At 62.6% G+C, this 25,876-nt stretch carries 29 protein-coding genes; 18 read left to right on the top strand and 11 right to left on the bottom strand.

Going from position 1 to position 25,876, the window contains the following annotated elements; genetic code table 11:
- Nucleotides 1–3 precede the first annotated feature (3 nt).
- Together greA and NKI38_RS10360 are read right to left on the bottom strand one after the other, a co-directional pair.
- Nucleotides 4–477: a transcription elongation factor GreA gene (gene greA / locus NKI38_RS10365; RefSeq protein ID WP_013530066.1), complete on the bottom strand. Its 474-nt coding sequence runs from the start codon at nt 475–477 to the stop codon at nt 4–6.
- 272 nt (nt 478–749) lie between these two features.
- Complete coding sequence (locus NKI38_RS10360) at nt 750–1,283, bottom strand: tetratricopeptide repeat protein (RefSeq protein WP_352657045.1); 534 nt, start codon at nt 1,281–1,283, stop codon at nt 750–752.
- A gap of 146 nt (nt 1,284–1,429) precedes the next feature.
- Here NKI38_RS10360 and NKI38_RS10355 point away from each other — a divergent pair, with 146 nt between their 5' ends.
- From NKI38_RS10355 to NKI38_RS10330, 6 genes are all read left to right on the top strand, one after another.
- Nucleotides 1,430–1,855: a DUF3775 domain-containing protein gene (locus NKI38_RS10355; RefSeq protein WP_023761271.1), complete on the top strand. Its 426-nt coding sequence runs from the start codon at nt 1,430–1,432 to the stop codon at nt 1,853–1,855.
- A 187-nt stretch (nt 1,856–2,042) separates the two neighbouring features.
- Nucleotides 2,043–3,122 (top strand): extensin-like domain-containing protein, encoded by a 1,080-nt coding sequence (locus tag NKI38_RS10350; RefSeq protein ID WP_352657290.1) that lies wholly within the window; start codon nt 2,043–2,045, stop codon nt 3,120–3,122.
- Between the two features lie 117 nt (nt 3,123–3,239).
- Nucleotides 3,240–4,046: an extensin-like domain-containing protein gene (locus NKI38_RS10345; RefSeq protein WP_352657042.1), complete on the top strand. Its 807-nt coding sequence runs from the start codon at nt 3,240–3,242 to the stop codon at nt 4,044–4,046.
- Between the two features lie 73 nt (nt 4,047–4,119).
- Complete coding sequence (locus tag NKI38_RS10340; RefSeq protein ID WP_352657040.1) at nt 4,120–4,821, top strand: LssY C-terminal domain-containing protein; 702 nt, start codon at nt 4,120–4,122, stop codon at nt 4,819–4,821.
- Between the two features lie 68 nt (nt 4,822–4,889).
- Complete coding sequence (locus tag NKI38_RS10335; RefSeq protein ID WP_352657039.1) at nt 4,890–5,264, top strand: hypothetical protein; 375 nt, start codon at nt 4,890–4,892, stop codon at nt 5,262–5,264.
- Between the two features lie 106 nt (nt 5,265–5,370).
- Complete coding sequence (locus NKI38_RS10330) at nt 5,371–6,681, top strand: hemolysin family protein (RefSeq protein ID WP_352657037.1); 1,311 nt, start codon at nt 5,371–5,373, stop codon at nt 6,679–6,681.
- Between the two features lie 27 nt (nt 6,682–6,708).
- On the opposite strand, the gene NKI38_RS10325 is transcribed toward NKI38_RS10330, so the two are convergent.
- Entirely contained in the window at nt 6,709–6,963 is a 255-nt protein-coding gene (locus NKI38_RS10325) for a DUF1127 domain-containing protein (RefSeq protein WP_352657035.1), read from the bottom strand.
- Nucleotides 6,964–7,088: 125 nt separating this feature from the next.
- Here NKI38_RS10325 and NKI38_RS10320 point away from each other — a divergent pair, with 125 nt between their 5' ends.
- On the top strand, nt 7,089–8,618 hold the full coding sequence (locus NKI38_RS10320; protein ID WP_352657033.1) for a winged helix-turn-helix domain-containing tetratricopeptide repeat protein: 1,530 nt from the start codon (nt 7,089–7,091) through the stop codon (nt 8,616–8,618).
- Between the two features lie 49 nt (nt 8,619–8,667).
- Here the strand turns inward: NKI38_RS10320 and NKI38_RS10315 are convergent, their stop codons facing one another.
- The 3 genes from NKI38_RS10315 to NKI38_RS10305 form a co-directional block, all read right to left on the bottom strand.
- On the bottom strand, nt 8,668–9,594 hold the full coding sequence (locus NKI38_RS10315) for a DMT family transporter (protein WP_352657031.1): 927 nt from the start codon (nt 9,592–9,594) through the stop codon (nt 8,668–8,670).
- Nucleotides 9,595–9,880: 286 nt separating this feature from the next.
- Entirely contained in the window at nt 9,881–10,300 is a 420-nt protein-coding gene (locus tag NKI38_RS10310; RefSeq protein ID WP_352657028.1) for a cupin domain-containing protein, read from the bottom strand.
- Nucleotides 10,301–10,372: 72 nt separating this feature from the next.
- Nucleotides 10,373–11,413 (bottom strand): helix-turn-helix domain-containing protein, encoded by a 1,041-nt coding sequence (locus NKI38_RS10305; RefSeq protein ID WP_352657026.1) that lies wholly within the window; start codon nt 11,411–11,413, stop codon nt 10,373–10,375.
- 277 nt (nt 11,414–11,690) lie between these two features.
- On the opposite strand from NKI38_RS10305, the gene NKI38_RS10300 reads away from it, so the two are divergent.
- From NKI38_RS10300 to NKI38_RS10285, 4 genes are read left to right on the top strand one after another with little or no spacing between them, the layout of a single operon-like run.
- The gene (locus NKI38_RS10300; RefSeq protein ID WP_352657024.1) at nt 11,691–12,752 is read left to right on the top strand and encodes a methyltransferase; all 1,062 of its coding nucleotides are present in this window, start codon (nt 11,691–11,693) and stop codon (nt 12,750–12,752) included.
- 38 nt (nt 12,753–12,790) lie between these two features.
- Nucleotides 12,791–13,666, top strand: coding sequence for a class I SAM-dependent methyltransferase (locus NKI38_RS10295; RefSeq protein ID WP_352657022.1), 876 nt, complete (start codon nt 12,791–12,793; stop codon nt 13,664–13,666).
- Between the two features lie 29 nt (nt 13,667–13,695).
- Nucleotides 13,696–13,845 carry a hypothetical protein gene (locus NKI38_RS10290; RefSeq protein WP_352657020.1) on the top strand — a complete coding sequence of 50 codons (150 nt, stop codon included), beginning with the start codon at nt 13,696–13,698 and terminating at the stop codon, nt 13,843–13,845.
- 30 nt (nt 13,846–13,875) lie between these two features.
- Nucleotides 13,876–14,481: a cupin domain-containing protein gene (locus NKI38_RS10285; RefSeq protein ID WP_352657018.1), complete on the top strand. Its 606-nt coding sequence runs from the start codon at nt 13,876–13,878 to the stop codon at nt 14,479–14,481.
- A gap of 146 nt (nt 14,482–14,627) precedes the next feature.
- Here the strand turns inward: NKI38_RS10285 and NKI38_RS10280 are convergent, their stop codons facing one another.
- A complete protein-coding gene (locus tag NKI38_RS10280) occupies nt 14,628–15,233 on the bottom strand; it encodes an NADPH-dependent FMN reductase (protein WP_352627661.1) in 606 nt (201 codons plus the stop codon).
- Between the two features lie 86 nt (nt 15,234–15,319).
- Here NKI38_RS10280 and NKI38_RS10275 point away from each other — a divergent pair, with 86 nt between their 5' ends.
- On the top strand, nt 15,320–15,688 hold the full coding sequence (locus tag NKI38_RS10275; protein WP_352627660.1) for a winged helix-turn-helix transcriptional regulator: 369 nt from the start codon (nt 15,320–15,322) through the stop codon (nt 15,686–15,688).
- 500 nt (nt 15,689–16,188) lie between these two features.
- Here NKI38_RS10275 and NKI38_RS10270 read toward each other — a convergent pair whose 3' ends face one another.
- Both NKI38_RS10270 and NKI38_RS10265 read right to left on the bottom strand, forming a co-directional pair.
- Nucleotides 16,189–16,584, bottom strand: a complete 396-nt coding sequence (locus tag NKI38_RS10270) for an acyl-CoA thioesterase (protein WP_023761257.1) — start codon at nt 16,582–16,584, stop codon at nt 16,189–16,191.
- A gap of 105 nt (nt 16,585–16,689) precedes the next feature.
- Nucleotides 16,690–17,631 (bottom strand): phosphoribosylaminoimidazolesuccinocarboxamide synthase, encoded by a 942-nt coding sequence (locus NKI38_RS10265; RefSeq protein ID WP_352657016.1) that lies wholly within the window; start codon nt 17,629–17,631, stop codon nt 16,690–16,692.
- 259 nt (nt 17,632–17,890) lie between these two features.
- Between NKI38_RS10265 and NKI38_RS10260 the strand changes: the two genes are divergently transcribed.
- From NKI38_RS10260 to NKI38_RS10250, 3 genes are read left to right on the top strand one after another with little or no spacing between them, the layout of a single operon-like run.
- Complete coding sequence (locus tag NKI38_RS10260; protein WP_352657014.1) at nt 17,891–19,507, top strand: GMC family oxidoreductase; 1,617 nt, start codon at nt 17,891–17,893, stop codon at nt 19,505–19,507.
- A complete protein-coding gene (locus NKI38_RS10255) occupies nt 19,504–20,718 on the top strand; it encodes a mandelate racemase/muconate lactonizing enzyme family protein (protein ID WP_352657012.1) in 1,215 nt (404 codons plus the stop codon). The genes NKI38_RS10260 and NKI38_RS10255 overlap by 4 nt, the downstream gene beginning before the upstream one ends.
- Complete coding sequence (locus tag NKI38_RS10250; RefSeq protein WP_352657010.1) at nt 20,715–21,632, top strand: NAD(P)-dependent oxidoreductase; 918 nt, start codon at nt 20,715–20,717, stop codon at nt 21,630–21,632. The genes NKI38_RS10255 and NKI38_RS10250 overlap by 4 nt, the downstream gene beginning before the upstream one ends.
- Nucleotides 21,633–21,712: 80 nt before the next feature.
- On the opposite strand, the gene NKI38_RS10245 is transcribed toward NKI38_RS10250, so the two are convergent.
- Nucleotides 21,713–22,651, bottom strand: coding sequence for a diacylglycerol/lipid kinase family protein (locus tag NKI38_RS10245; RefSeq protein WP_352657008.1), 939 nt, complete (start codon nt 22,649–22,651; stop codon nt 21,713–21,715).
- A gap of 676 nt (nt 22,652–23,327) precedes the next feature.
- On the opposite strand from NKI38_RS10245, the gene NKI38_RS10240 reads away from it, so the two are divergent.
- The 3 genes from NKI38_RS10240 to NKI38_RS10230 all read left to right on the top strand — a co-directional run bounded on the left by NKI38_RS10240 (nt 23,328) and on the right by NKI38_RS10230 (nt 25,575).
- Entirely contained in the window at nt 23,328–23,762 is a 435-nt protein-coding gene (locus NKI38_RS10240) for a DUF4383 domain-containing protein (RefSeq protein WP_352627654.1), read from the top strand.
- Nucleotides 23,763–23,768: 6 nt separating this feature from the next.
- Nucleotides 23,769–24,899, top strand: a complete 1,131-nt coding sequence (locus tag NKI38_RS10235; RefSeq protein WP_352657006.1) for a hypothetical protein — start codon at nt 23,769–23,771, stop codon at nt 24,897–24,899.
- Nucleotides 24,900–25,053: 154 nt separating this feature from the next.
- On the top strand, nt 25,054–25,575 hold the full coding sequence (locus tag NKI38_RS10230; RefSeq protein WP_352657004.1) for a hypothetical protein: 522 nt from the start codon (nt 25,054–25,056) through the stop codon (nt 25,573–25,575).
- An 85-nt stretch (nt 25,576–25,660) separates the two neighbouring features.
- On the opposite strand, the gene NKI38_RS10225 is transcribed toward NKI38_RS10230, so the two are convergent.
- Nucleotides 25,661–25,876, bottom strand: a 216-nt coding sequence (locus NKI38_RS10225; protein WP_352656155.1) for a transposase, incomplete at its 5' end; no start/stop codon positions are given.

Raw genomic sequence — 25,876 nt, 5'->3', positions numbered from 1 at the left:
GTCCTAGATGAACTGCACCTGGACGATTTCGTAACCCCTTGCGCCGCCCGGCGCGTTGACCTCGATGGCGTCGCCGACTTCCTTGCCGATCAGCGCGCGGGCGATCGGCGAGGAGATCGAGATGCGGCCGGACTTCACGTCCGCTTCCTGGTCGCCGACGATCCGGTAGGTCTTCTTTTCCTCGGTGTCCTCGTCGACCAGCACCACGGTGGCGCCGAACTTGATCTTGTCGCCGCTGAGCTTGCTCACGTCGATCACCTCGGCGCGCGCGATATAATCTTCAAGCTCGTTGACGCGGCCTTCGTTGAGGCTCTGCGCCTCTTTGGCGGCATGATACTCGGCATTCTCGGACAGGTCGCCATGCGAGCGCGCTTCGGAGATCGCCTCGATGATGCGCGGCCGCTCTTCCTGCTGGCGCCAGCGCAGTTCTTCCTTCAATGACGCGAACCCCTCGCCTGTCATCGGGACCTTGTTCATGATGCCTGCCTTTCCTGCTGCCACCCCCGCGTTTCGGGGGAAGCCTAGTCGATGGGTACAAAAAGAAAACGGTCCGACAGCCTCGAGCTAACGGAACCGTGTCACCGCAATTTCCCCGAATATAGCAATCTTCGCGGGTTTTTCACGCCCAAAAATCGGTTTTGCAAAAATCATCCCCGCTTTCATCGGTCGGGGGCGGCCAATGAGACTGAGGGGTAACAAAAAAGCGGCCGCGATCGCTCACGGCCGCTTCGAATAGCCCTGGGGCCTTTTCAACTCCGCATGAAATGGTCGATCTGCTCAGCCAGCATGCCGTATTCGCGCGAGCCCTTGCCGGTCCGCTTCTCGATCTCCATCAACTGCTGCTGCGCGCCGGCGAGATCGCCGATCTGCAGATGCGCTTCACCGAGATATTCGCGCACCAGCGTGTAGTTGGGATCGATGCGCAGCGCTTCTTCGTAATAGCCGAGGCCGACGATGACGCGGCCGGAATGGCGGTGCGAATAGCCGAGATAGTTGAGGATGCGCGGATCCTGCTTGTTGGCGGCGAGGCTGAGCACGGCAATCGCCTCGTCATAACGCCCGGCCATCGCCAGGTCGTGCCCTGCATAGTAGATGCTGTCATCGTCCAGCATGCCTTCCTGGGGCGCGACGCACTTCTTCTTCTTCTTGTCCCAGACCATGCCCTTCTTGCATTGGGTAGTCGTATTAGTGTCGCCACCGCTGCCGGCGGCGAACACCGGAACGGCAAGGAACTGCAGTGCGACAAGGGCAGTCGCCGCCTGGATCAGCATTCTTTTATGCATCGAAGCCTCCTTGAGGGGTGAGAATGCCACACTAACGCCGGGCGGCTTACGTTTCATCCCGTAAAAATGCGTGCCGGAGAACATCAGGTGACGGATGCCGTAAATCCGCTATCATCGGCCAGGATTTCGGCACTGGGAGACTGCTCGTGCAGCGGCGGCTTGAAAAGGACTGGGAGCTTTCGATCGGCCCCGACACCGTGCGCCTGTTCATTCTCAAGGCCAAGGCGCTGAGTGCCGCCGTCAATGAAGACTATGCCGACGGCGCGGAGCACGAGGTCGAGCTCGATGGCGAGTCCCATGCCAGCCATCATCATGACGGCCTTGCCGAGGAAAGCTCCGAAGACCTCACCGAGGAGGAGCTGCGCGAGCTGATCAACGACCTCAATGTCGATGAAGCAGCCGAACTGATCGCGCTGGCCTGGGTCGGTCGTGGCGATTACGACGCCACCGAATGGGCGGACGCGCTTGCCACGGCGCGCGAACGCGCCAACAAGCGCACCGCAAAATACCTGCTTGGCATGCCGCTGCTTGCCGACTGGCTGGAGGAAGGCCTGGAAGCGATCGGCGCGTAACGGCGTGGTTACCGTTCGTGATGCGGCCAAGGCAACCTCCGGCCGTAAGCGCCCGTTGAGGGCCATGGGGTCAATTGTCCTTTCCCGAACATGCAGGATCGCGTTGGTCATAGCCGTCACGGCTTTGCTGGTGGCGCCGGCCGACGCCAGACATCGCCACCGGCACCACAAGCCACTGACGCCGCGCGTGGAGCAGCCGCTGACGCCGCGAGCCGACCAGCCCCTGAAATCGCGGGGCGGACAGCGCCTGAAACCGCGGCGCCACCGGCAGGTCACACCGAACCAGCAGAAAACGCAGGAACCGCTGCCCTCGCCTGCCGATATTCCGGTGCCCCGGCCCGGTATTCCGCTGCCCCGGCCCGGTATTCCGGTGCCCGAGCCACGCCCGGCGGACGCTCCGAAGGCCGACGCTGCAAAGACGGAGGAGCAGAAGACGGAAGGTCCGAAGACCACCGGGGCACCCGACCGGTTCAATGAAGAACAATCCCATCAGAAAAAGCAGGCACGCCCCGAGCCGCCGGCCCCGGAGCCGTCAACCGATACCGAAGGCGAGCCGGAGGCGCCTGCCGTTGCGCCGACGCCGACACCGAAACCTGACGTCGAAGAAGAGCCCGAGGTTTTGCCCCCGACCGTCGCCCCGCAGCCGCCGCAAAAGCCGGCCGATGCAGGCGACAACAAAATGCTGCCCGATCCGCGATCGGCTGACCGGCCCGACGAGAAGATGCCCGCCGAGGAAGTCGCCTGTCGCGAACGGCTAAAGACGCTTGGCGTCGAATTCGAGGAGCACAAGGCGGAAAGCAATCCCGAAATCGGCTGTTCGATCCCCTATCCCCTGGTGCTGAAGACACTCGGCAAGTCGATCGCGATCGCCCCCGGCACCGAACTCAATTGCCCGATGGCAGAGGCGGCGGCACGTTTTGCCGCCGATGTCATCCAGCCGGCGGCGAAAGCCGAGTTCGGTGCAGACCTTAAGTCAATCGGTCAGGCATCGGCCTTTATCTGCCGGCCACGCAACGGCACACGAAAACTATCGGAACATGCCTTCGGCAACGCGCTCGATATCGCCAGCTTCACGCTGTCGGATGGCAAGAAGATCGAGGTCGGTCCGGCGCCGCCCGAGAAGGACGCCAAATTCCTCAACGCCGTGCGCAAGGCCGCCTGCGGGCCGTTCAAGACCGTGCTTGGACCGGGCGCCGACGCCGATCATTCCTTGCATTTCCACCTCGATCTCGAACCGCGCCGGCATGGCGGCACCTTCTGCCAGTGAAACATGGTTGGCCGAGACCGCGTGCCGCAATTCGGCCGCAGGCATGAACGCGGGCGCTGAGTTTTCCTTTACCCTTGATCGTTAAAATGCCGGATATCCATCAATGGGATTCCGCCAATGGCCGGCAAATTTCGCGCCGTTTTTCTCGCCTCCGCGCGCCAATCGAAACATGCAGCGACGGTGGCCGCCGGCCTTGCCCTCGGGGCAGTTTCGGCCTGCAACACCGGCAGCGTGCTATCACTTGAGCCGGCCGTCGACGTCGGCTCCCAGACGGCTGCCGTGCCGCAATACGCAGGCATGCAGAAGCTTGTTCCCTCCAACCCCTACATGACGCAGGCCGCCTATCCGCGCATGGATGAGCCGATGTCGCCGATCGAGCAGATGCCGGTCAGTGAGACCGACTGCCGCCAGCAATTGAAGCGCCTCGATGTTGCCTTCACCGACCTGGCGCCGATCCATGAAGGCCAGTGCGGCATCGACTATCCGGTCAAGGTTTCGGCCATCGGCAACATCCAGATGAAGCCCGCCGCGACGCTGACCTGCGACATGGCCGCCACCTTTGCCGGCTGGACGAAGAACGAACTCGTTCCCTCCGCCCGCTGGCGCTATTTCTCCGGCGTCAAGACCATCCACCAGGGCTCCAGCTATTCGTGCCGCAGGATCGCCGGCGAAGGCGTTTTGTCGGAACATGGCAAGGGCAATGCGCTCGACGTCATGAGCATCGAACTCAACAATGGCGACGACATCGATGTACGCAAGCCCGGCCTGTTCGCCTTCCGCACGCGCGGCTTCCTCAACAATGTGCGTGCCGACGGCTGCCAGTATTTCACCACCGTGCTCGGCCCCGGCTACAATTACGACCACCGCAACCATTTCCATTTCGACATCAAGAACCGCAGGAACGGATATCGCGCCTGCCGCTGAACCCAAGTGCATGCTCTCTGCCCAAGGCCTGCTGCACCGCATAGAGTGATGCCGGAACGTTCGGACGGCAGTGATGAGCCAACGAAGCCTTCGGCGACGCATTACAATCTGGGTGGCGGCCTTCCTGGCCGCCTATCTGGCACTGGCCTATTTCGCGGCACCCGAATTCTGGACATTCCGGGATCGCGGCTTTCGCAGCCAACGCTTCGAGATGGTGACGCACACGCCGCAAGGCATTCCCGGCGACCCCATCAATGTCGGCCTTGTCGGCACGCAAAAGGAGGTTGTCCACGCCTTCGCCGTCGCCGGCTGGGACACCGCCGACGCCGTGACCTTGAAGACCGCGATCGAGATCGGCGAAAGCGTGTTGTTCGACCACCCCTACCCCGATGCGCCGGTCAGCCGGCTGCTGTTCGAGGGCCGCGCCCAGGATCTCGCCTTCGAAAAGCCCGTGGGAGCCAGCGCCGACCGCCGGCATCATGTGCGCTTCTGGCAGACCGGTGCGACCGGCGACGACGGCCGCCCGCTGTGGCTGGGCTCCGCCAGCTTCGATCGCGGCGTTGGCCTCAGCCACGACACCGGCGCCGTCACCCACCACATTGGCCCCGACATCGATGCCGAACGTGACTTCCTGATGCGCGACCTGGCCACGGCCGGCATGCTGATCTCGACCGCCGAAATCGCGGGCATCGGCGCGACAACGACTGGCCGCAATGGCGGCGGCGACCCCTATGTCACCGACGGCGAGGCGATTGTCGGCGTACTCAAACAGTAGGTCGCGCGGCCCCTGCAAACTGAGACAGCTAAGCGGTTCAAAAAGGGCGGTTTCAAAGGGAGATTCGGATGTTCGACGCGGAAAGTGTTGTGAATAGCTACTGCAAGGCTTGGTTCGACCCGGAGCCTGAAAGGCGTCGCCGGCTGTTGTTCGCCTCATTCGAACCGGAAGGCACATACATCGATCCGACGGTGCATATCTCCGGTGCCGAGGCGCTGCTCCACCACATCGATCAGGTCGTGAAAGCCCGTCCGGACTTCTGGCTCGAACGGACGACCTTGGTCGATGTCCATCATGACTTCCTACGTTTTGGCTGGGTGCGGAGAGGCGAAAACGGATTTCGAGGCGCCGACAGCATGGACATGTGCCGCGTCTCCAAGCAGGGAAAACTGTCGCTGGTCGTGGGCTTTTTCGGGCCCTTCAGACCAATGCCAAATCCCTGACGGTTCCCTCACCGCCGCGGATGCCTTCTGATCGAAATACCGGACATTTCTCAAAAAACACGCCGGACTATTTTCGAACACCGCGCGGCAATGCTATTGACCGCTCATGCTATACGTCGAAATCGCTATCGTGGTCGTCCTCATCTGCTTGAACGGCCTTTTGTCGATGTCAGAGCTTGCCATCGTCTCGTCACGGCCGGCCCGGCTGAAAGCGATGATCGACCGCGGCATCAACGGCGCCGGCCGGGCGCTGGAGCTTGGCTCCAATCCCGGCAAGTTCCTATCCTCGGTGCAGATTGGCATCACCCTGGTCGGTGTCTTGTCGGGCGCCTTTTCCGGCGCCACGCTCGGCGAGCGGCTGGCGCAGTTCCTGGCCTCCACCGGCATCCGTGAAACGGTCGCCGATCCGCTCGGCGTCGGTATCGTCGTTGCCGTCATCACCTATTTCTCGCTGATCGTCGGCGAACTGGTGCCCAAGCAGATCGCCTTGCGTGATCCTGAAAGGGTCGCCGCCAAGGTCGCTCCGGCGATGACCATCCTTGCCACCGTCTCGGCGCCGCTGGTCTTCCTGCTCGACTTTTCCGGCCGCGCCATCCTGTGGCTGCTCGGCCAGCGCGGCGAAAGCGAGGAAAAGGTCACCGACGAGGAGATCAAGATGCTGGTCGCCGAGGCCGAGCATCACGGCACCATCGAATCCGACGAGCGGCGCATGATCGCCGGCGTCATGCGGCTTGGCGACCGCGCCGTGCGCGCGGTGATGACGCCGCGCACCGAGGTCGACTGGATCAATCTGCAATCCGACGAGACGGCCATCCGCAAGCTTTTGATGGAGACCCAGCATTCGCGCCTGCCCGCCGGCGACGGCGGCGTCGATGTCATGGTCGGCGTCGTCCAGACGCGCGACGTGCTGGCGGCAATGCTTGCCGGCCGCGTGCTCGACCCGCGCAGGCACGTGCGCGCCGCACCCATCGTCTATGACCAAGCCGACGCGCTGGATGTGCTTTCCAAGCTCAAGGAATCCGACGTGCCGATGGCGCTGGTGCATGACGAATACGGCCATTTCGAAGGCATCGTCACCCCGGCCGATATCCTCGAAGCCATTACCGGCGTGTTCCGGGCGGACACCGACGCTGGCGATGAGGAAAATGCCGTCAAGCGCGAGGACGGCTCATGGCTGCTGGCCGGCTACATGCAGGCCGACGAGATGGCCGATATTCTCGGCATCGACCTGCCGGAAAGCCGCGACTACGAGACCGTCGCCGGCTATGTGCTGTCGCACATGCACCATCTGCCGGCGACCGGCGAATGCGTCGATGCGCAGGGCTGGCGCTTCGAGGTGGTCGATCTCGACGGCCGCCGCATCGATAAGCTGATCGCCACCCGTCTGCCCGGCGCTCACCGCGAGGCGGTGCGCTGACGGTCAACCCGATGTGCAGCATTCGCTCTATCGTTCCCAGAAGGGCTTGGCGATCTCTTCCTCGACCTCTCGTCTCGTGAGGCCGATATCGTCGATCAGATAGGGATTGTCCTTCGACATTTGCCTGAGTTGCCAGCGAAAGCGTATCCGCTCGCGCCAGGTCCGCTCGCGCAAGGTCATGATAATGCTTCGCAATGTCGTCAGGAGCCGACGCGACGCCGGCCCCACGGGCGTTCCCGGCCGCGCTGCACAATGCGGGGCCGATGCAAGGGTATTGGTCATGGCAACCTCCTATGGTTTGAGGGTCGGAGGGCCCTCGCCTGAAAGAGGTTGAATTCTGCGCGATACGAGCAGCGCCGTAATTAAGCCCTCCCAAATAGTTCTCAAAACTTCCAAACGGGCTATAGATGCGCCCTATGCAGGGATCGCGTTTTGCCTTTGGTCCGTTTGTGCTTGATCCGGGTGCGGGAACGCTGCTTCGGAACGATGTGCCCGTTGCCGTTGGCTACCGCGGGTTAAGTCTGCTTGCGGCGCTCGTCGGACGGCCCGGCGAAATCCTGGGGAAGGCCGAGTTGATGGACGCGGCATGGCCGGGCACGGCCGTCGAGGAAGGCAACCTCACCGTCCAGATCGCGCAATTGCGCAAGCTGCTTGGTCCGGTCGGGGATGACAGTGATGGGGGCGGTGAATGGATATCCACGGTTCCGCGTGTCGGCTACCGCTTCACGGGAGCCGTCGAACAGCTCGGCAGCGCGAAGAAAAAAACTCTACCGCTGCCCGACAAACCATCGATAGCCGTGCTGCCCTTCGTCAATTTCAGCAACGATCCCGAACAGGACTCCTTTGCGGATGGGTTGACCGAAGACCTGATCACCGACCTGTCCAGGATCTCCGGCCTGTTCGTCATCGCGCGCAACTCGACCTTTGCCTATAAGGGAAAGGCGATGGACGTGCGGGAGATCGCCGGGGATCTTGGCGTGCGCTACCTGCTGGAAGGCAGCGCAAGACGCGCCGCGGATCGCGTGCGCATCAACGCCCAACTGGTCGATGCGGTGACGGGCGAACATCTATGGGCGGAACGCTTCGATCGCGGCCTGGAGGATATCTTTGCCGTTCAGGACGAGGTCACGGCCAAGATCGTCGAGGCGTTGCTTGGCCGGCTGCGCGCACCGCTGCCGCGCAACCGGCCCCAAAATCTTGAGGCCTACGACCTCTGCGTGCGGGCGCGCAAGCTGATCGATGATTCGCCGCAGACGGCGCGGGAAGCACATCTGCTGCTCACGCGCGCGGTAGCGCTCGATCCGGAATACGCCGAGGCCTATCGCTGGCTTGCCATGAACCACTGGATGGGATGGGTGCATTGGGGCGAACCCATCGAGCCAAACCGCAGCCTTGCTTTGGAGCTGGCGCGCAAGGCCGTGGCGATCGATCCCAACGATGCCGGCTGCCATTGGGTCCTTGCCAACCTGCTCGCCTATGAACGCCGCTTCGCCGAGGCGGATGCGGAATTCGCCAAGGCGTTCGAGCTCGACCCGAACGAGGCCGACGCCTGGGCGACATTGTCCGACATCGCGGTCTTGGCCGGGCAAGTCGAAGAGGGCCTTGAGCACATTCGCAAGGCGTTCCGGCTGAACCCGTTTCCGGCAAGCTGGTACTATCTGACGCTCGGCGCTGCGCAATACGCGGCGCGAGAATACGAAGCCGCCATCGAGACACTGCGCAGGGACGAGACCTATCGCACAAGCTCACGCCGTTTCCTTGCGGCAAGCCTTGCGCAACTCGGCCGGTTCGACGAGGCGCGCGCGGAGGTCGAAATGTTCCTCATCAGCAACCCGCATTTCACAACCCGCCACTGGGTCATGACGGAGCCGTTTCGCGACGCCGCCATGCAGGAGCATTTCGTCGATGGCTTCCGCAAGGCCGGTCTTCCGGAGTGACGCGCAGGGCGTGATCCAATGAGGACACCTGGCGGGACGACTTGCGTCCTCAAACCGCCGCTTCGATTGGCTTGGCAAGCCTGGGATTTGCCCGCGCGGCGATCAGGCAGCCGGCGACGATCAGGCATGCTCCGGTTAGCGTGGTCCAGGTCGCTTCCTCGCCGAACAAGAACCAGCCAAGTGCTACCGCCCAGATGAAAGCCGAGTATTCGGTTTGGATCAAATATTGCGCTTCGGCGCGGGCGTAGGCCCAGCTCATCAAGAATTGCCCGGCAAGCGACAGCACCGTCACTCCGGCCAGGGGAAGCCAAAGATCGGTCGGCAGGGCGACGGCGAGCCAAGGTGCCGCGAGGCCAAGGATGATCGCAACGCAGAGGTTCTGGAACAACATGATCTCGATTGGCTTGGCCAACTGCGCCTGTTGCCGGGCGAGGATCAGATTGTAGCCGTAGAACACCGTCGATACGAGCACGGCCGCCGTACCAAGCATGGCATCCTGCGAATAGCTTGCCTGCCCGAACTGGCCGGCCATGATGATCGCGACGCCGGCAATGCCGGCCAACGATGCCCAGATTGCCTGGCGCCGGATTCGTTCGCCCAGTAGCAACGCGGCGAGGAAAAGGGCGAACAAGGGCGCCACGAAGCTGAGCCCGATCGCCTCCGCCAGCGGCAGCCTGGCAAGGCCCCAAAAGAAGGATATCAGAACGATGCCGACAATTGCGGCACGCAGCGCATGCAGCCTCAGTACCGGAAAGGTTGGCTTTGAGCGTGGCCCCGCAGACCAGGCAGCACCCGCGACCACGGTCGCGACCATGCTGCGCCACAGCACCGTGTTATAGACGCCGACCGCAATAACCAGGGTCTTCATCGCCGCATCCATCCCCGACAGCAGGAAGATCCCGAGCGCGCAGACGAGCACCGGGATCATCGGGGAAACGGCGCCGGTCAGGCTGGATGTCTTCACGGCTACACTCATGTGACGGATTGCAGCCGGATATCTCAAGGCAAAGGGCGGGACCAGATGGCAGGACCGCGCATATGGAGGTCCAATCCCGATTGACGTCATGTCCACTGCGGCGCCAAGGCACCAGCACCACTTTCCCCGTCGAACGGCGCTCCTCCAGCAGCCGGTGCGCTTCGCCGCGCCGTGCAGCATTCTTCCACCATGTGCCGGCACTCTTGCTGCGCGCCGGCGAGGCTGCATGCGATCTCGTCGTTCCGTGCGCTTCCCCCGCGGATGCCAGCCTCTATCGCGAAGCTAGTCATTCTCTTGCCGGCCAGTCGCGCAGGAGCGTAATCCCGAACTTCGGCGCGGCTACCTTGAGCCGTTCGATATCGGCGGGTGACGGCGGCCCGGCCACCTCTCCCTCACGCAGTTCGCGGCCACCTTCGGCGAGAAACTGCTCGAATCCGCTTGGCGTACCTATCAGGATGTAGCGGACTGGCCGATTGCCAGGGTTCATGAGTTGGTGCGGTACGCCGCGTTTCAAAAACATGCTCTCGCCCGCCGACAGCGTTTTCGGCTCGCCATCGACAATCGCGGTCAACTGCCCTTCGATGACGTAGACCGTCTCGTCGTCGTTCGCATGAACATGGATCGGCGTCTTCGTCTGCCCGTCACTTCTGTTTTCGAGGAGACAAAGCAGACCTTCCGTCTGTCTGCCGGAAATCAGTTGCTTCATGACGACGCCTGCGAGCACAAATTCTTTCGATCCGAGATCTGTCATTGGTTCAATCCTACCCGACATCCTGTCTCAGCGAGCGAGCCGGTCAGGCACCAGATATGCTTCACGGCTCGATTCTCTGCGCACCTCCGAAGGTCTCACCCCGAAATGCTGGCGAAACGCGCGGTTGAACGTCGACAGATCGCCGAAGCCGGCGCTGTAGGCGATAGCGCCGATCGTCAGACCGGCATGGCGCGGGTCGGCCAACCTACGGTGAACCTCGGCGAGACGCTGGCCGCGCACGAATTTCGACAATGTCGTGCCTTCGGTCTCGAACAGCTTGTGGATGTAGCGCGGCGTAACGCCTTGACAACGTGCCAGCGTGGCGGCCGACAGATCTCCGTCCCCGAGATTTTCTGCGATATGGGCCTTGAGCATGCGCAGCCGCGCGGCCCGCAGGCCGCGCCCCTTTGCTATCTCAGCGGCGCCACGCGTCGCTCCGACCGCCAGGGCGCAGAGATCTTGAATATGCGTCGCGACAGCATGCTGTAATTCCGGTGTGCTCAGCGCGCGCTCGTCTTCAAGAATATCGAGATATCGCACCAGCAATCGCAGCACACTCGCGTCGGGCGGCAGTGGCCGTAAGAACGCGTCCTCGACGCCAGGAGCCCGCGCCGTCAACAGCTTGCGTGGCACTGCAACGCTTGAGAACCGCGCCGGCCCCGGCAAGACCATCCTGCTGGTGTCGGCGTTGGACGAGAGGAGGCCGGCGCCGGGTTCCACGGTTGCCTCCCGGCCGAGTTGAGAGACGACACGCTGGCCAACCTCGTGGACATGCAGGATGACGTCGTCATTGCCATCGGACAGAAGTTCGCGGGTTCGATGGGCCTCGCCCCCCGCGGTCACTGTCATCCGCATGACGCTGATGCCCTGGCTGTTGTCCGAGATATTGGCGCTGCCCAGCGTGTAGCCCGCCATCTCGACATGGAACTGGCCATCGGATGACCACGGGGGAGCAAGCACACGCCGCGCCACCGGGCGGCCGAAGGTTTCGTTCCATCTCAGTAGCCGCTGTCTTGGCGGGAGATTTTTTGTCGAGAAACGGAACGAGGTGATTTCATGCGATGTCATCAGGCTCTCCACGGCCGCTCTGCCAGAATTGCGCCGCGCTCATGCCTTCAGTCCACCCCGACGCTATCTTGTCCATTGCCGGTCAAACGCCGAACAGGCCCACGGGTTCCCCCATCGGGACGGAGTTCACTTTTCCCCAAAACTCCGTTCGCTCCTGCCCAAGAGCCACGGGCCGGCATCCCCTATCGTGCCTTCACTGTGGCGCGGCTGAAAAGCGCCACGCCGAATGCCTGTTATGGGATTTATCGGACCGTTTGCCCGAATGAGGAGAAAGGACATGGACGCAAGCATCAGTGCGGCAGCGAGGTCGGAAACCGCGGAGCAGGCGAAAGCCGTCGAGCTGTCGCCCGATCGCATCGTGCGGCTAGGCTTCGGTTTTCGCGGCGCGAAGGCGCTTCTGAGCGCCGTCGAACTCGATCTTTTTTCCCATCTTGCCGTGGCGCCGCTCGATGGCGAAACGCTGCGACAGCGTCTCGGGCTGCATCAGAGAGGCGCGCGCGATTTCTTCGACGCACTCGTCGCATTGGGAATGATAGATCGATGCAGCGGTATCTACAGCAACACGCCGGAAACGGATTTCTATCTCGATCGAAGCAAGCCTTCCTACATCGGCGGAATACTTCGGCTGGCCGATACGATGGTCTATCCGGTGTGGAATTCGCTGACCGAAACACTGAGGACGGGCGAACCGCACAGCGGGATCAAGGACGGCCAGGATCTGTTCGACTTCGCCTATTCCGACCCGCCTTCGCTGGCCCGGTTCGCGCAAGGAATGACCGGTTCCAGCCTCCCCGTCGCGACGGCACTCGCACGGTGTTTTCCGTGGACCGACTATCGAACGTTCATCGATGTCGGCGCCGCCGAGGGAGCGGCCGCGGTCGAGATCGCCAAGGCTCATCCGCACCTCACCGGCGGCGGCTTCGATCTGCCGAAAATGCAGCCCCTGTTCGAGGCCTATGTACAATCTCGCCGCGTCGAGGATCGGCTCCGATTCCATGCAGGCGATTTCTTCAGCGAACCACTGCCCTCGGCCGATGTCCTGGTGATGGGACAAATCCTCCACGACTGGAGCTTGCAAGTGAAGCAAGAACTCCTCTCCAAGGCATTTGCCGCGCTTCCGAAGGGCGGCGCGCTCATCGTCTATGACCAGATGATCGACGACGAGCGGCGCGAGAACGCCGCCGGCCTGCTGATGAGCCTCAGCATGCTGGTCGGGACACGCGGCGGCTTCGACTACACCCGCGCCGATGCAACCGGATGGATGCGCGGCGCCGGCTTTGGCGACGTGCGCCACGCGCCCCTGACAAGCTCCTATTCGATGATCGTGGGGCGCAAGTAGCCGCGCCTCGAGCGGCCGATACCCGAAAGGAGAATGAGATGAACGATCCCAATTTCGATCCGCGGCAGCCGAACGGCCACTCCGCAACCCGCACAGACTCGCGCCCTTATGCTCTGGGCTATTCCGAGGGTGAATTCATGCGGCTGCAGAAACAGGGAGAATTCTTCAGCGATCTGACCGAGGACATGATGCGGCGGGCCGGCATCGAGGAAGGCATGCGCGTGCTCGACATCGGCTGCGGTGTCGGCGACGTGTCGCTGATCGCCGGAAGGCTGGCCGGGTCCTCTGGCAAGGTGCTCGGCATCGACCGCTCGGCGGATGCCGTCGCCATCGCTCAACGCCGCGCAGCCGAGGCCGGGCAATCCAATTGGATGCGCTTTGCGATAGCCGATATCGAAACGTTCTCGCCGGAGGGCACCTTCGACGCCGTGATCGGTCGCCTGGTGCTGATGTATTTGCCCGATCCTGCCGAGACGCTGCGGCGGCTGTGCCGGCATCTGCGCCCTGGCGGCGTCGTCGCCTTTCAGGAACTTGTCATGCCGATGGCAAGGAGCAATCCCGACGGGCCACAATTTCGCCAATGCATCGAATGGATCATGGGCACTTTCGATCGGGCGGGGTTCGAACTCGAGATGGGTAGCAAGCTGTTCGCCACGTTTGTCGCCGCCGGACTGCCGGCGCCCCAGATGATCGCGTCAAGTCGAACCGAAGGTGGCCCGCATTCCCTCGTCTACGACTATCTCTCCGGCGTTGTGCGCAGCCTCCTGCCAATGACCGAGCAGGTCGGCGTTGCCACCCCGGCAGAGATCGCCATCGATACGCTGGCCGAGCGGCTGCGCGAGGAAGCCATCCAGCACAACGCATGCATCATGTTGCCACCCTTTGTCGGCGCCTGGACGACAGTGCCGAAATAGACCGCGCGTCGCGAGGACTGGAGCCTGGCATGACCCAATGGATCGAACCCATCGGCTATGCGGCGTCACTTGCCGTCTTCGCCTCTCTGCCCATCAATATCGTCCGATTGATCCAGCTTCGTCGTCCGGGACTGTGGCGGAAAACGACGGCGATCTTCCGAGAGACGCGACAGCGCTGACAGAGGCGGCTCAACCGAAGGAGATATGGAATGCCGGAACCAGAATTTTCGGAAAACCGCGTGATATCAGGCCAACTCGGCCATATTGTCGATCCGCATGGCGTCCAGGCCATCGACATCATGGGACCTACGATCCAGGTCCTGACCGAACCCGGGGAGGAGGACAATTCCCCGTGCCTCATGCGGGGCACAATTCCGCCCGGCGTGATCGTGCCGCTTCACAGCCATCCGGATCTCGAGACCTTCATCCACGTTTCCGGTGAGTTGGAAGGGCTTTCAGGATCGGCCGTGCTCTTCGATTGGATCCGCATCAAGCCCGGTGATATTTTCCATGTGCCGGGCATGGCCATGCACGCCTTTCGAAACCTGTCCCATCAGCCGGCGGTCTCAAACATCGTCACGACTTCCAGGATGGCCAAATTTTTCAAGGAAATCGGCACGCCGGTCGTGGCTGGAGCGCCGCCTGTCCCTCCCTCCGAAGCGGCTCTGCGGCACTTCATGGAAACCGCAACGAGATACGGTCACTGGAACGCCAACCCGCGAGAAAACGCCAGGGTAGGCATATGTCCGGCGCCGGAGTTTGGACAACACTGGCATGGACGACAGGCGTCGTCCGAGGTGGCCTCAAATTCATAACCCCGGCGCTACGCTCGTTCTCGCCGATCGCATCATCCGGTCAAGACAGGCGCGGGAGGCGCACGCCTCTGACCCACGCCTCTGACAATTGAAAAGGGCGGCGCAAGCGCCGCCCCGGATCCTTGGGAGGATAATTCGAACGGCGGTCAGGCCGCCTTGACTTCCTCTGCGACGGCGTCGGCCTGACGCGCTGCCTTGAGTACCTTGGCCCACCACGCAACGTCGTTGACCAGCGCGGTCGCGGCCTGGTTCAGATGCTCGAGATCTTCCAGCTTCTTCTCGCCCTGGCGGACGGCAAGGAAATCGCCCCAGGCGATATGGACGGCGGACTTGACCGGCGCCATCTGCAATTCGACCGCATGAAGGCGGAGCTGTTCGACGGCGCGAGAGCCGCCGACGCTGCCATAACCGACGAAGCCGGCCGGCTTCTTGTTCCACTCATTGGCAGCGTAATCGATGGCGTTCTTCAGCACGGCCGTCGGACCATGATTGTATTCGGCGGCGGTGAAGATGAAGCCATCGAATTCGGCGACCTTCTTCTGCCAGCGCTGTGCCACTTCATTCGTCGACGGCACCCAGGCAGAGGATGCGACCTCGTCGAAGAAAGGAAGCGGGAAGTCGCGCAGGTCGACGACTTCGACGTTGATGTCGGCATGTGACTTGGCGATCTTGGCGATCCATTCGGTCGGCACATCGGCGAAACGCGCGGCGCGTGTCGAACCGATGACAATGGCGATTTTGGGTTTGGACATGAAGGGCTCTCCTTGCAGTACTGGTATCGTTTGGATACCGGCGCTATATGAGATACTGTCAACTCGAGACGCAAGGAGGCACCTTTTTGTTACTGAGGCACCCGCACCGCACCGAGGACTGTCGCGCCATCTCGGAAATCCTGCAGCGCGTCGGCGACAAATGGACCGTTCTGGTCGTCGGCAAGCTGGGCGACGGACCGCTGCGCTTCAACGAGTTGCGCGCAGCCGTCGGCGGCATTTCACAGAAGATGCTGACCACCACCTTGCGCGGGCTGGAGCGCGACGGCTTCGTCACCCGCACCGTATTTCCGACCATTCCGCCGCGTGTCGACTATGAGCTGACCGAGCTCGGTCACGAGCTGCTGATTCCGGTCAGTGCGCTGGGCGAATGGGCGCGCAAGAACACCACACGCGTTAGAGCGGCACGTGAAAAATTCGACAGTGTGCATGCCTGAGATCCTTGCATGGCAAGGAATCCGGAGTTTCGCGGTGAGCCAAATTGCCCGTCGACAAGTGGACCTCGCGCTTCTCTAAGCGAGGCGCTGCAATTTTGTCTTAGGTGCCTGAGGCCGACCAACGCACGCGCCACTCTGACGACGACAATCGCATACCAAAGACAACCATTTCAGGTTCTTGGCGCCATGCCCTCGCAAGGCGCCGGGCTGCAGATCGTGCATGTCGCGGCTGACTCCCTAACGCCATTGCCATGCAAGCAGGTGGTGGACGGAAGGTCTTCCTTGACTGCGGCATAGGCGGTTACGCCAAGCAGGCAGGCCACCGCGACCAAGGCTGCCACAAGCCAGCTGTTCAGCATATGTTGACGCATTGTTTCTCCCCCAACGCCCGCAGAATCGGGCCTGGAGGCAACCATTGGATGTCGCGAAAACGCGTCCCCCGCATGGGCGATGTTACAGGCGGTGTTACAAATGACTAAGCTTGGGAGAACCGGCTTCCGTCAGCCTTCGGCAGGAACCGCTTTCGGCTTGCCTTCGCCATCCAACGCCACCATGACGAAATCGGCATGAGTGACCTTTTCCATCAGGTCGGAGAGGTAGCGCTGCGCCCAGGCTTCGACCTTGAGCGTCATCGAGGTGCGGCCGACGCGCTCGACATGGGTGTAGATGCACAGCGTGTCGCCGATCTTCATCGCCTTGGCGAAAGACATTTCCTTGACCGCCGCCGTCACCACCCGGCCCTTGGCGCGCTCAGCGGCGCGGATGCCGCAGGCGAGGTCCATCTGCGCCATCACCCAGCCGCCGAAGATGTCGCCGGCTGCATTGGCATCCGAAGGCATGGCCAGCGTGCGCAGCGTCAGGTCTCCGATCGGCCGTCCATCCGCGTAGTGCACCATGGGGAAAATCCTTCGAGACCGGTTGCCCTCGATCCCGTAACGTCATGGCGCCGACAGGTCAACGCGCCACTGCCCGACTGCCCCCGGCGAAGGCTCACGTGACTGCTAAAAATAACGCTCAAGGTTCGAGCGAATGCGATCGAGCACGCTGTCCCCGGAAAGGTCGGGAGAGAATTCCTTGCCCGTGATTGCCTCATAGGCCTGCGCGTAGACCCGCGAAGCCTGTTCGACGATCTCGTCGGGTATCTCAGGGATAGGGTCGCTGTAAGGATCGCACCGGGCCGAGACCCACGAGCGGATGAAATCCTTGTCGAAGCTCTCCGGCCGGCTGCCGCTGGCGAGCGCCTGTTCGTAACTCGCCGCAATCCAGTACCGGCTGCTGTCCGGCGTGTGGATTTCGTCGGCGAGAATGATGGTCCCGTTCTTGTCGGTGCCGAATTCGTATTTCGTATCGGCAAGGATGAGGCCGCGCTCGGCGGCGCGCTGCTGGCCGCGGGCGAACAGCCGCAAGGCATAGTCCGATACGGTATCCCACTGCGCCGGCGTGAGCAGGCCCTGTTCAAGGATCTCGGCTTTGGACAGGGGCTCGTCGTGACCACCGTGCGAAGCCTTGCTGGTCGGCGTGATGATCGGTTCCGCCAGTTTTTCATTGTCGCGCAGGCCGTCCGGCAGGCGCATTCCATACATCTCCCGATCGCCGCGCCGGTACCTGGTCAGGATCGAGGTGCTGGTGGTTCCCGCCAGATAGCCACGCACGACGATCTCGACCGGCAGGATGTCGAGCCTTGTGCCGACGACGACATTCGGGTCGGGGTATTCGAGAACGTGGTTCGGGCAGATATCGGCGGTTTCCTCGAACCAGTACCGAGCCGTCTGGGTGAGGATCTCTCCCTTGTATGGGATCGAAGTCAGGATGGTGTCGAAGGCACTGAGACGGTCGGTGGCGATGATGATGCGCCTGCCATCCGCCAAATCGTAGTTTTCGCGGACCTTGCCGCTATAGTGGCCCGGCAGTTCGGGGATGAACGCGTCAGGAAGGGTCCGCATATGATTTTCTGCCTTCCGCAAATTGGCCAGAGCATGATTCCGAAAAGCTGCAGACTTTTCGGGAAAAATCATGCGCCAAAATAATGCCATCGCATAGGCCGTCGAGCCGGTGCATATCAAGCGCGATTGTCGGGAATTCCCGCAAACCCGCCCGGTTTGACGGTCGCTTTTTTCACAACTGATGCCGGATGGCACGGCGACGCGGTCAACCCGTCGCGTCTAGGCTGCGGCCAGATTTCCGGAGCCGACCAGACCCATCATGCAGACCTATGATTTCATCATCGTCGGCTCCGGCTCGGCCGGCTCGGTCCTGGCCGACAAACTATCGGCGTCGGGGCGCTTTTCGGTGCTGGTGCTGGAGGCCGGCGGCACCGACCGGCGCTTCTACGTGCAGATGCCGCTGGGCTACGGCAAGACCTTCTTCGATCCTGATGTGAACTGGAACTACAAGGCCGAGCCAGACCCCGGCCTCGCCGGCAATGCCGACCATTGGCCGCGCGGCAAGTTGTTGGGCGGTTCGAGCTCGATCAACGCCATGGTCTGGATCAGGGGCGCGCGTGAGGATTTCGATGCCTGGGCGGCCGCCGGCAATCCCGGCTGGGGCTATGACGACCTGCTGCCCGCCCTCAAGGCGCTCGAGGACAACCAGGCCGGCGCTGATGCATGGCGCGGCACGGGCGGTCCGCTGCATGTCACCGACTGTTCGAACGCCGTCCATCCGCTGACCAAGCGCTATCTCGCCGCCGGCCAGCAGGCCGGCCTGCCGCTCAATCCGGATTTCAACGGTGCCGCCCAGGAAGGCGTCGGCATCTACCAGATCTCGACCCGCAACGGCCGCCGCATGTCGGCGGCGCGCGCTTTCCTGCGCCCGGCAATGAAACGGGCCAACGTCCGTGTCGAGATGAACGCGCTGGCGACCAAGGTGCGGTTCGAGGGCAAGCACGCCGTTGGCGTCGAATATCTGCAGAACGGCGAGACGAAGACGGTGCGCGCCGGCCGCGAGGTCATCCTGTCGGGTGGTTCGGTCAACTCGCCGCAATTGCTGCAGCTATCCGGCGTCGGCCCCTCCGCTCTGCTTGGGGGGCTGGGCATTCCCGTCGTTCACGCCAACGAAAATGTCGGCGCGCATCTGCAGGACCATGTCGGCATCAATTACACCTTCAAGGGCCGGCTGCCGACGCTCAATCAGATCCTGCGTCCGTGGTGGGGCAAGCTGCTGGTCGGCATGCAATACATCCTGACGCGTTCGGGCCCGCTGTCGCTGTCGATGAACAATGCCGGCGGCTTCTTCCGCACCGACCCGGCGGCCAGCCGGCCCAACATGCAGCTCTATTTCCAGGCCTTCTCAACCGTCATTCCCAAGAGCGGCGAGCGCCCGATCCTGACGCCGGATCCATGGCCGGGCTTTTCCATCGGCCTGTCCAATTGCCGCCCGTCCAGCCGTGGCGAGATCATGATCCGCTCCAGCAACCCGCGCGACTACCCCAAAATTGTCGCCAATGCCTACTCCACCAATGCCGATGTCGAGGAGATGCTGGCAGCGGTGAAATTCGTGCGCAAGATCGCCTCGATGCCCGCCATGGCCGAGATCATCGAGGAAGAGGTCCTGCCCGGTCCGTCGATCACCTCCGACGCCGATCTGATCCAGGATTTCCGAAAACGCTCGGGGACCGTCTATCACCCGGTGTCGACCTGCCGCATGGGGCCCGATCCCGCGCGCGCCGTCGTCGATCCGTGTCTCAAGGTGCACGGTATCGAAGGCTTGCGCGTCATCGACGCCTCGATCTTTCCCGACAACATCACCGGCAACACCAACGCCGCCTCGATCATGACCGGTTGGAAGGGCGCCGAGCTGGTTCTGGAGGACCAAGAATGAAGATCACCGACGTCAAGACCTGGGTTGTCGGCAACCCGCCACCCGGCATCGGCGGCAAGTATTTCATCTTCGTCAAGCTGACCACCGACGGCGGCGTCGTCGGCTATGGCGAGGCCTATAACGCGACCTTCTCAGCCCATGTCACGGCAAGGATGGTCGAGGACATGGCCGAGCGCTATCTCGTCGGACGCGATCCGCACGACATCGAGAACTTTTTCCGCCGCGCCTATTCGTCCGGCTTCACCCAGCGCCCCGACGTGTCCGGCATGGGCTGCTTCTCGGCGCTGGAAATGGCCTGCTGGGACATTATCGGCAAGGAAGCCGATAAGCCGGTCTACAAACTGCTCGGTGGCCAGGTGCACGAGACGCTGCGCTCCTACACCTATCTCTATCCGCACACCGGCAGTGTCCATTCGGAGGACGCACCGGACGGCAGGAACGTCTACAACGACCCCGAAATGGCGGCGGCCTGTGCGCTCGAATATGTCGAGCAGGGTTTCAATGCCGTCAAGCTCGACCCGGCCGGCCCCTACACCGCCTTCGACGGCCACCAGCCGCGCCTTGTCGACATCGATGTCTCCACCCGCATGGTCAAGGCGATCCGCGAGGCGGTCGGCACCCGCGCCGACATCCTGTTCGGCACGCACGGCCAGTTCACCGCGTCCGGCGCGCTGCGCATGGCGCGCGCCATCGAGCCTTATGATCCGCTGTGGTTCGAAGAGCCGGTGCCGCCTGATATGCCCGAGGTCATGGCCCAAGTGGCCCGCGCGACCTCGATCCCGATCGCCACCGGCGAGCGGCTGACGACCAAGTTCGAATTCGCCCGCGTCATCGAGAACCGCGCCGCGACCATCCTGCAGCCGGACCTCGGCCGCTCCGGCGGCATTCTGGAAACCAAGAAGATCGCCGCCATGGCAGAGGCCTACCACATCCAGATCGCCCCGCATTGCTATTGCGGGCCAATCGTCGGTGCCGCCAACATCCAGCTGGCGGTGACGCTGCCCAACTTCCTCATCCTGGAATCGCTGAAGCAGTGGGACGGTTTCCACGCCAAGCTGCTGAAGAAGAAGATCGAGTGGCAGGACGGCAACGTCATCCCGTCGAAGGAGCCCGGCCTCGGCGTTGAGCTCAATGAAGCAGTCTGCGACGCCCATCCCTATACGGGCAAGGAGCTGCATCTGCAGATGATGCAGACGCCGCTGATGCCGTGAGCGAAAGCTACGCCTTCATCGGTCTTGGCCATCTCGGCGGCAACCTTGCCGCCAGCCTGATCCGCAACGGCTTTGCCGTCATTGTTTTCGACCGTGATCCCACTGCTGTCGAGCGCCTCGTTGCGCTTGGAGCAGTGGCGGCGAATAGCCCGGCCGACGCGGCGGCACGGGCCGGCAACGCCATTACGTGCCTGCCCTCGCCGAAGGTCAGCGAAGCGGTGCTGGCTGGCCCCGGCGGCTTGCTCGAAGGGCTGCCCCGGAGCGGCACCTGGATCGAGATGTCGACCAATGGCCGCGACGAGATTCTTCGACTCGCCGCCCTCGCCTCAGCCAAGGGCGTCGAGACATTGGAATGCCCGGTCACCGGTGGCGTGCATCTGGCGGCGGTCGGAAAAATCACCGCACTGGTCGGCGGCGATCCAGCGCTCTACGAGCGTCATCGCCCGGCAATCGAAGCGATGTGCGCGAAGTCGTTCCTGATGGGACCGGTCGGCTCGGCAGCGGTGATCAAGGTCATCACCAACATGCTCGCCTTCATCCATCTCGTCGCCGCCGGCGAGGCGCTGATGCTGGCCAAACAGGGCGGGCTCGACCTCGCCCAATCCTATCACGCCATCGTTGCCTCCTCCGGCAACAGCTTCGTCCACGAGACCGAAAGCCAGCTCATTCTCAACGGCTCCTACGACATCGGCTTCACCATGGACCTGGCGCTGAAGGACCTCGGCTTCGCGCTCGCCATGGGCGAGCAGTCAGGTGTGCCGCTCGACCTGGCATCACGCGTCAACGCGATTTTTGAGCAAGGCAAGGCTGCCTATGGCGGCGGCGCCTGGTCGACCCAAATCGTCAAATTGCTGGAGGATACCGTCGGCACCGACCTGCGCGCGCCCGGTTTTCCGGCCAAGCTGGAAATCTGACGCTTCAGAAAATGCGCAACAATTTCAGTCTGTTGTACGGATCGGCGGATCCATCTGAATCAATCTGTCAACGGCTTGATTCAATATCTCAGCGTCAGCGCACCCGGCAGGATTTCGAAGGTCGCGGGTATGCGTCCGGGTGACTCGCCGTCTATATCGACCAGCGCGCCGTTCTTCTCCAAATCGCCGAGCGGCTCGACCACTACTTTCCTGCCGCGCAGGATGGTGATCGCTGGATGATTGCGGTGCCGGCCGCCGTAGAGCAGGCGGATATCCCAGATCAGCTTCAGCTTGCCGGCGGCGCGCAGAATGACGATGTCGAACTGCCCGTCGGTCAAATCGGCATCTGGGGCGATCATCATGCCGCCGCCGAAGAATTTGCCGTTGGCCACAGCCACCAGGGCCATGCGCGCCTCGACCGGGGCGCCGTCGTCGACGGTGATCCTGACGTCCTGGAAGCGGTAGCGGATGAATTCGACCACGGTGCGCCACAGGAATAGCGCCTTGGCCGACATCCTGCCCTTGCGCTTGTCGGCATTGACGGCACGGTCTGTGGCGCCGGACAGGCCCAGGCTGGCGATGTTGATGAAGTGGCGGCTGGCCAGCGCGCCATGGTCGTCGATGTAGCAGATGAGCCCGGCATCGACCTTGCGGGCCTTGGCCCCGGCGATCCGCTTCAGCACCGCGTCCACCTCCTTCGGCAGGCCGAGCCCGCGCGCGAAATCGATGCCGGTGCCGCACGGCAAGAGGCCGAGTTCGGTCGTCCGGCCGGTCTCCTGGAATGCCTGCAGCAGGCCATCGGCCACTTCGCTGGCGGTGCCGTCACCACCGGCCGCGATCACCAGATTGAAACCTTCAGCCGCAAGATCGAGCGCCAGCCTTTCGGCATCACCTTCGGCCTGCGTCTCGCGCAGCTCGAATTGGCCGAAATGCTTTTTCAGCGACACGGCGACATCAGGCCAATGCCGTTTCAGCCGGCCGCCACCGGCAATCGGATTGAGAACCACCCCGACTTTCAATACGCACCCTCCCCAGCGCCGAGCAAGCAGCGCTCGATCCTTTGCCGGCATTGAAGCTCGCGCCCGCCGGCGGAGCAAGTGGCGAAACGCGCTGTCCTGTTTTCGGCGTGACCGGCAAACGCGGCAATGATCCCCGATAATCCCGCTATCCACAGGCCCTGGGCCATTCCCCAAGACCCTTACCCGGCGTACGTTAAACCCATCTCAGGCGGCTACCGATCGCCCAGCCGAAAGGCGAAGTGAAAGGCGGATTTTCCTGAGGCCCGTACGGCCCGAAGCGAGAGCAGGCTTGCCTGTTTCGAGGGACGGAGCCGAGACCTACGGGGCCGCGGAAAGCGTGCCAACGCCGACGGCGGACCGATGCTGCCATGAAGGACGGCAAAAACCTTCGATGGTGCGCAGGGCAAAGCTCGCAAGGGTGGCGACCGGCGTGGTCCCGAACGGACGCTGCTTTCGGGTTGCGGACTGGCAGGACCGTCAAAATCAAGGCCGGCAAGGCGCGACGACTTTACGGAAGTTGCTGCCGCGACCGTGTCCTGATCTGACAGGGAGGCGCTGGGAGAAATCCCGGCGCCGACTGTCGTTTTGTCCCCATATTTTTACGGTGTTTTCGGTTGGGGCTGCAACCGGCGGTAAAATCGGCTAACGTTCGGCGTCACTCGGAGGGGGATACTTCATGACGCTGATCCAGAAGCTTGCTGTTGCCTATGCCTTCCTGTTCTTCGGCGTCGTCGCCATCGGCTACATACCGGCGTTCAACGATGCCAACGGCAATCTGTTCGGCCTGTTCTCGCTGCAATGGTATGACGACCTGCTGCACGCCTTCTCAGGCGTCTGGGCGCTCGCCGCAGCCTTCATCTCGCACCGCCAGGCGGTGTTCTATTTCAAGCTGTTCGGTTCGGTCTACCTGTTCGACGGCGTGCTCGGGCTGATCACCGGTTCCGGCTGCCTCGATGCCGGCATCTTCATCAACGGCTTCCGCTCCCTCAACGATATCGAATTCCCGGCCCGCTTCTTCGCCAACCTGCCGCACATCGTCATTGGCGGCTTCGCCGTCTATGTCGGCTTTTGGCTGGCAAAGCGCATACACGACCACTTCGCCACGGCCTGATCGGCCATGTTCCTGTTTCGCTGGCTGAAGCGCATCATCAAGACGATCCTCTGGCTGATCGTCATCGTTATCCTCATCCCGATCGCCGGGCTGAGCTATGGCTTCCTGACGACGACGTCGCTCGACAAGACGCCGCTGCCCGGCATTGCCGACGGCGCTCCGCCCAAGGCGCTGGCCGACAAGGTGCGCGCCGAGATTCCCGGCTACCAGCGGCCGGAGGAATCGACCTTCCTCACCTACCCGGAATGGGCGATCGTCTACGCCGCGCGCGAATATGCCGGCTTCGTCGATAAGGACCAGCCGAGCGGCTTCCCCTACTGGTCTTATGTCGGCCGCTTCTGGCAGGACTACGCCATGGTGATCCGCGCCGGCTCTCCCTACAAATTCAACTACGCCAACCACCAGATGCTGGTCATCATCGGCACCAGCCACTCGATCGAGCATATCCTTCAGTGGGCCTATGAGAACACGGTCGGCCGCATCACCGAGGCGGTATCAGGCAAGCGAACCGCTGCCGACATCTATCAGGCCAAGGTGGCGGCCGACTATGCCGCCTTCCTCGATCAGGTGCCGTGGTACCAGTTCCCCTATGCCGAAAAGCGCGCCGGCTTGTTTGCCGTGCAGTCGGCGCCCGGCGACAGCTCCATCCGCACCAGCGAACGCAAGCTGGCATTCGGCCTCGCCGACACCATCAAGCAGGCCTATGCCGACCTGATCAAAAAGGCACTCGCCGCCACGACGAACCCGGCCTTTCTCGATATCCATGTCTGGGCCAAGGGGCCGGTCGGAGAAGCCACTCGCGACGAGCCGGACACCTTGCTCGAACGCGACATGGGTGCCGACGGCGCCATCTTCGTTACCAAGCGCTATCAGGTGTTCACCGACATGATCCCGCGCCTGATCGACAAGGGCGTCTCCTTCGTCGAGATCGGCGGCAACGACGAGATCATGATCACCATGCTCTCCACCGACTCGATTGCCATCCCCGAAGGCATGCGCATCCTGTTCAGCTATCCTCTGCCGGCCGATCCGGCAACGCGCCGCACCGGCATGGTTGTCGCCGTACGCAAGCTGCATCTCGTGCTGCCGGCGCTGATCAAGTCGGGCGCCAGGCTCGAACATGTCTATGACTACTGAGACGATCCGGCCACGTTCCACAGAGATCGGCTATCGCGAGCGCCCCGCCACGCTCATTCCACAATCGCGGCCAAATCCCGCCTTGTTCACGCGCGATGGAATGTTGCATGCACCTGAATGAGCTGCCAAGGAGCCATCTCGAAGGGACGAGACCGTGATCAAGACCGCCCTTGTCGCCATGACCATCGTCGGCTGCGACTGCGACGCCAAGCTTTGCGAATATATCGGCGAGACGCCGGCCAAGTGGTCGACCGTCGCCGAGTGCGAAGCCGCGATGAAAAGCCAGATGCTGCACGAGCGGAATTTCAACTATCCACTGATTTCCGGCATCTGCCGCACCAAGGGCTCGTCGTCCTCCTCACAGCTGGCCGCGACCGCGTCGCGCCCGGAATTGAAGCCCGCCAGCCGCGTTGTCAGAACCGAAAGCCCGTTGCCGCCTGAACTGAGCCATCGGCCGAGCGTCTCGGTCGGTTCGCCGACGACGGCCATGGAAGCGGACGCCGCCCGGCCCGTCGCCTATGAACAAGTGGTCGATGGCGGAACTGGCGTGCTCTATCGCACGAAGAACGGCTACGCCGTGGTCAAGACCGATCTCGGCCGCGCCGCCTCGGCGACCGCCAGCGCCGCGAAACGCTCTGTGAACTGGCTGGCCGGACTGGTGCCGAAGGGACTGTAGTCCAGCCAGCGTCTCGGTTTGTTTTTCGCTCACGACCCGTTGCGGACGTACGACGCCCGATCAAAAACCTACCACTGAGTTTTATTTAGAGCGGGATGAATTTAGGTTGGGCATAGCCAGCCTCGGTGAAGTAATTTCGGCATTCAGTTGACGTGACCTCGCCGAGGATTTGGCCGATGGCGTCACAGACGGTTTCGACTGTTCGCTTGGCAGCCTTGCGCAGCCAGTGCTTGAGCTTGGCGAAGAGCTTCTCGATAGGATTGAGGTCGGGCGAGTATTTCGGCAGCAAGAACAGCCTGGC

Origin of the sequence: Mesorhizobium sp. M0621, assembly GCF_040320745.1 — a bacterium.
In the GTDB taxonomy this organism is placed as follows: domain Bacteria; phylum Pseudomonadota; class Alphaproteobacteria; order Rhizobiales; family Rhizobiaceae; genus Mesorhizobium.
This window is presented reverse-complemented; position numbering and strand designations above follow the sequence as displayed.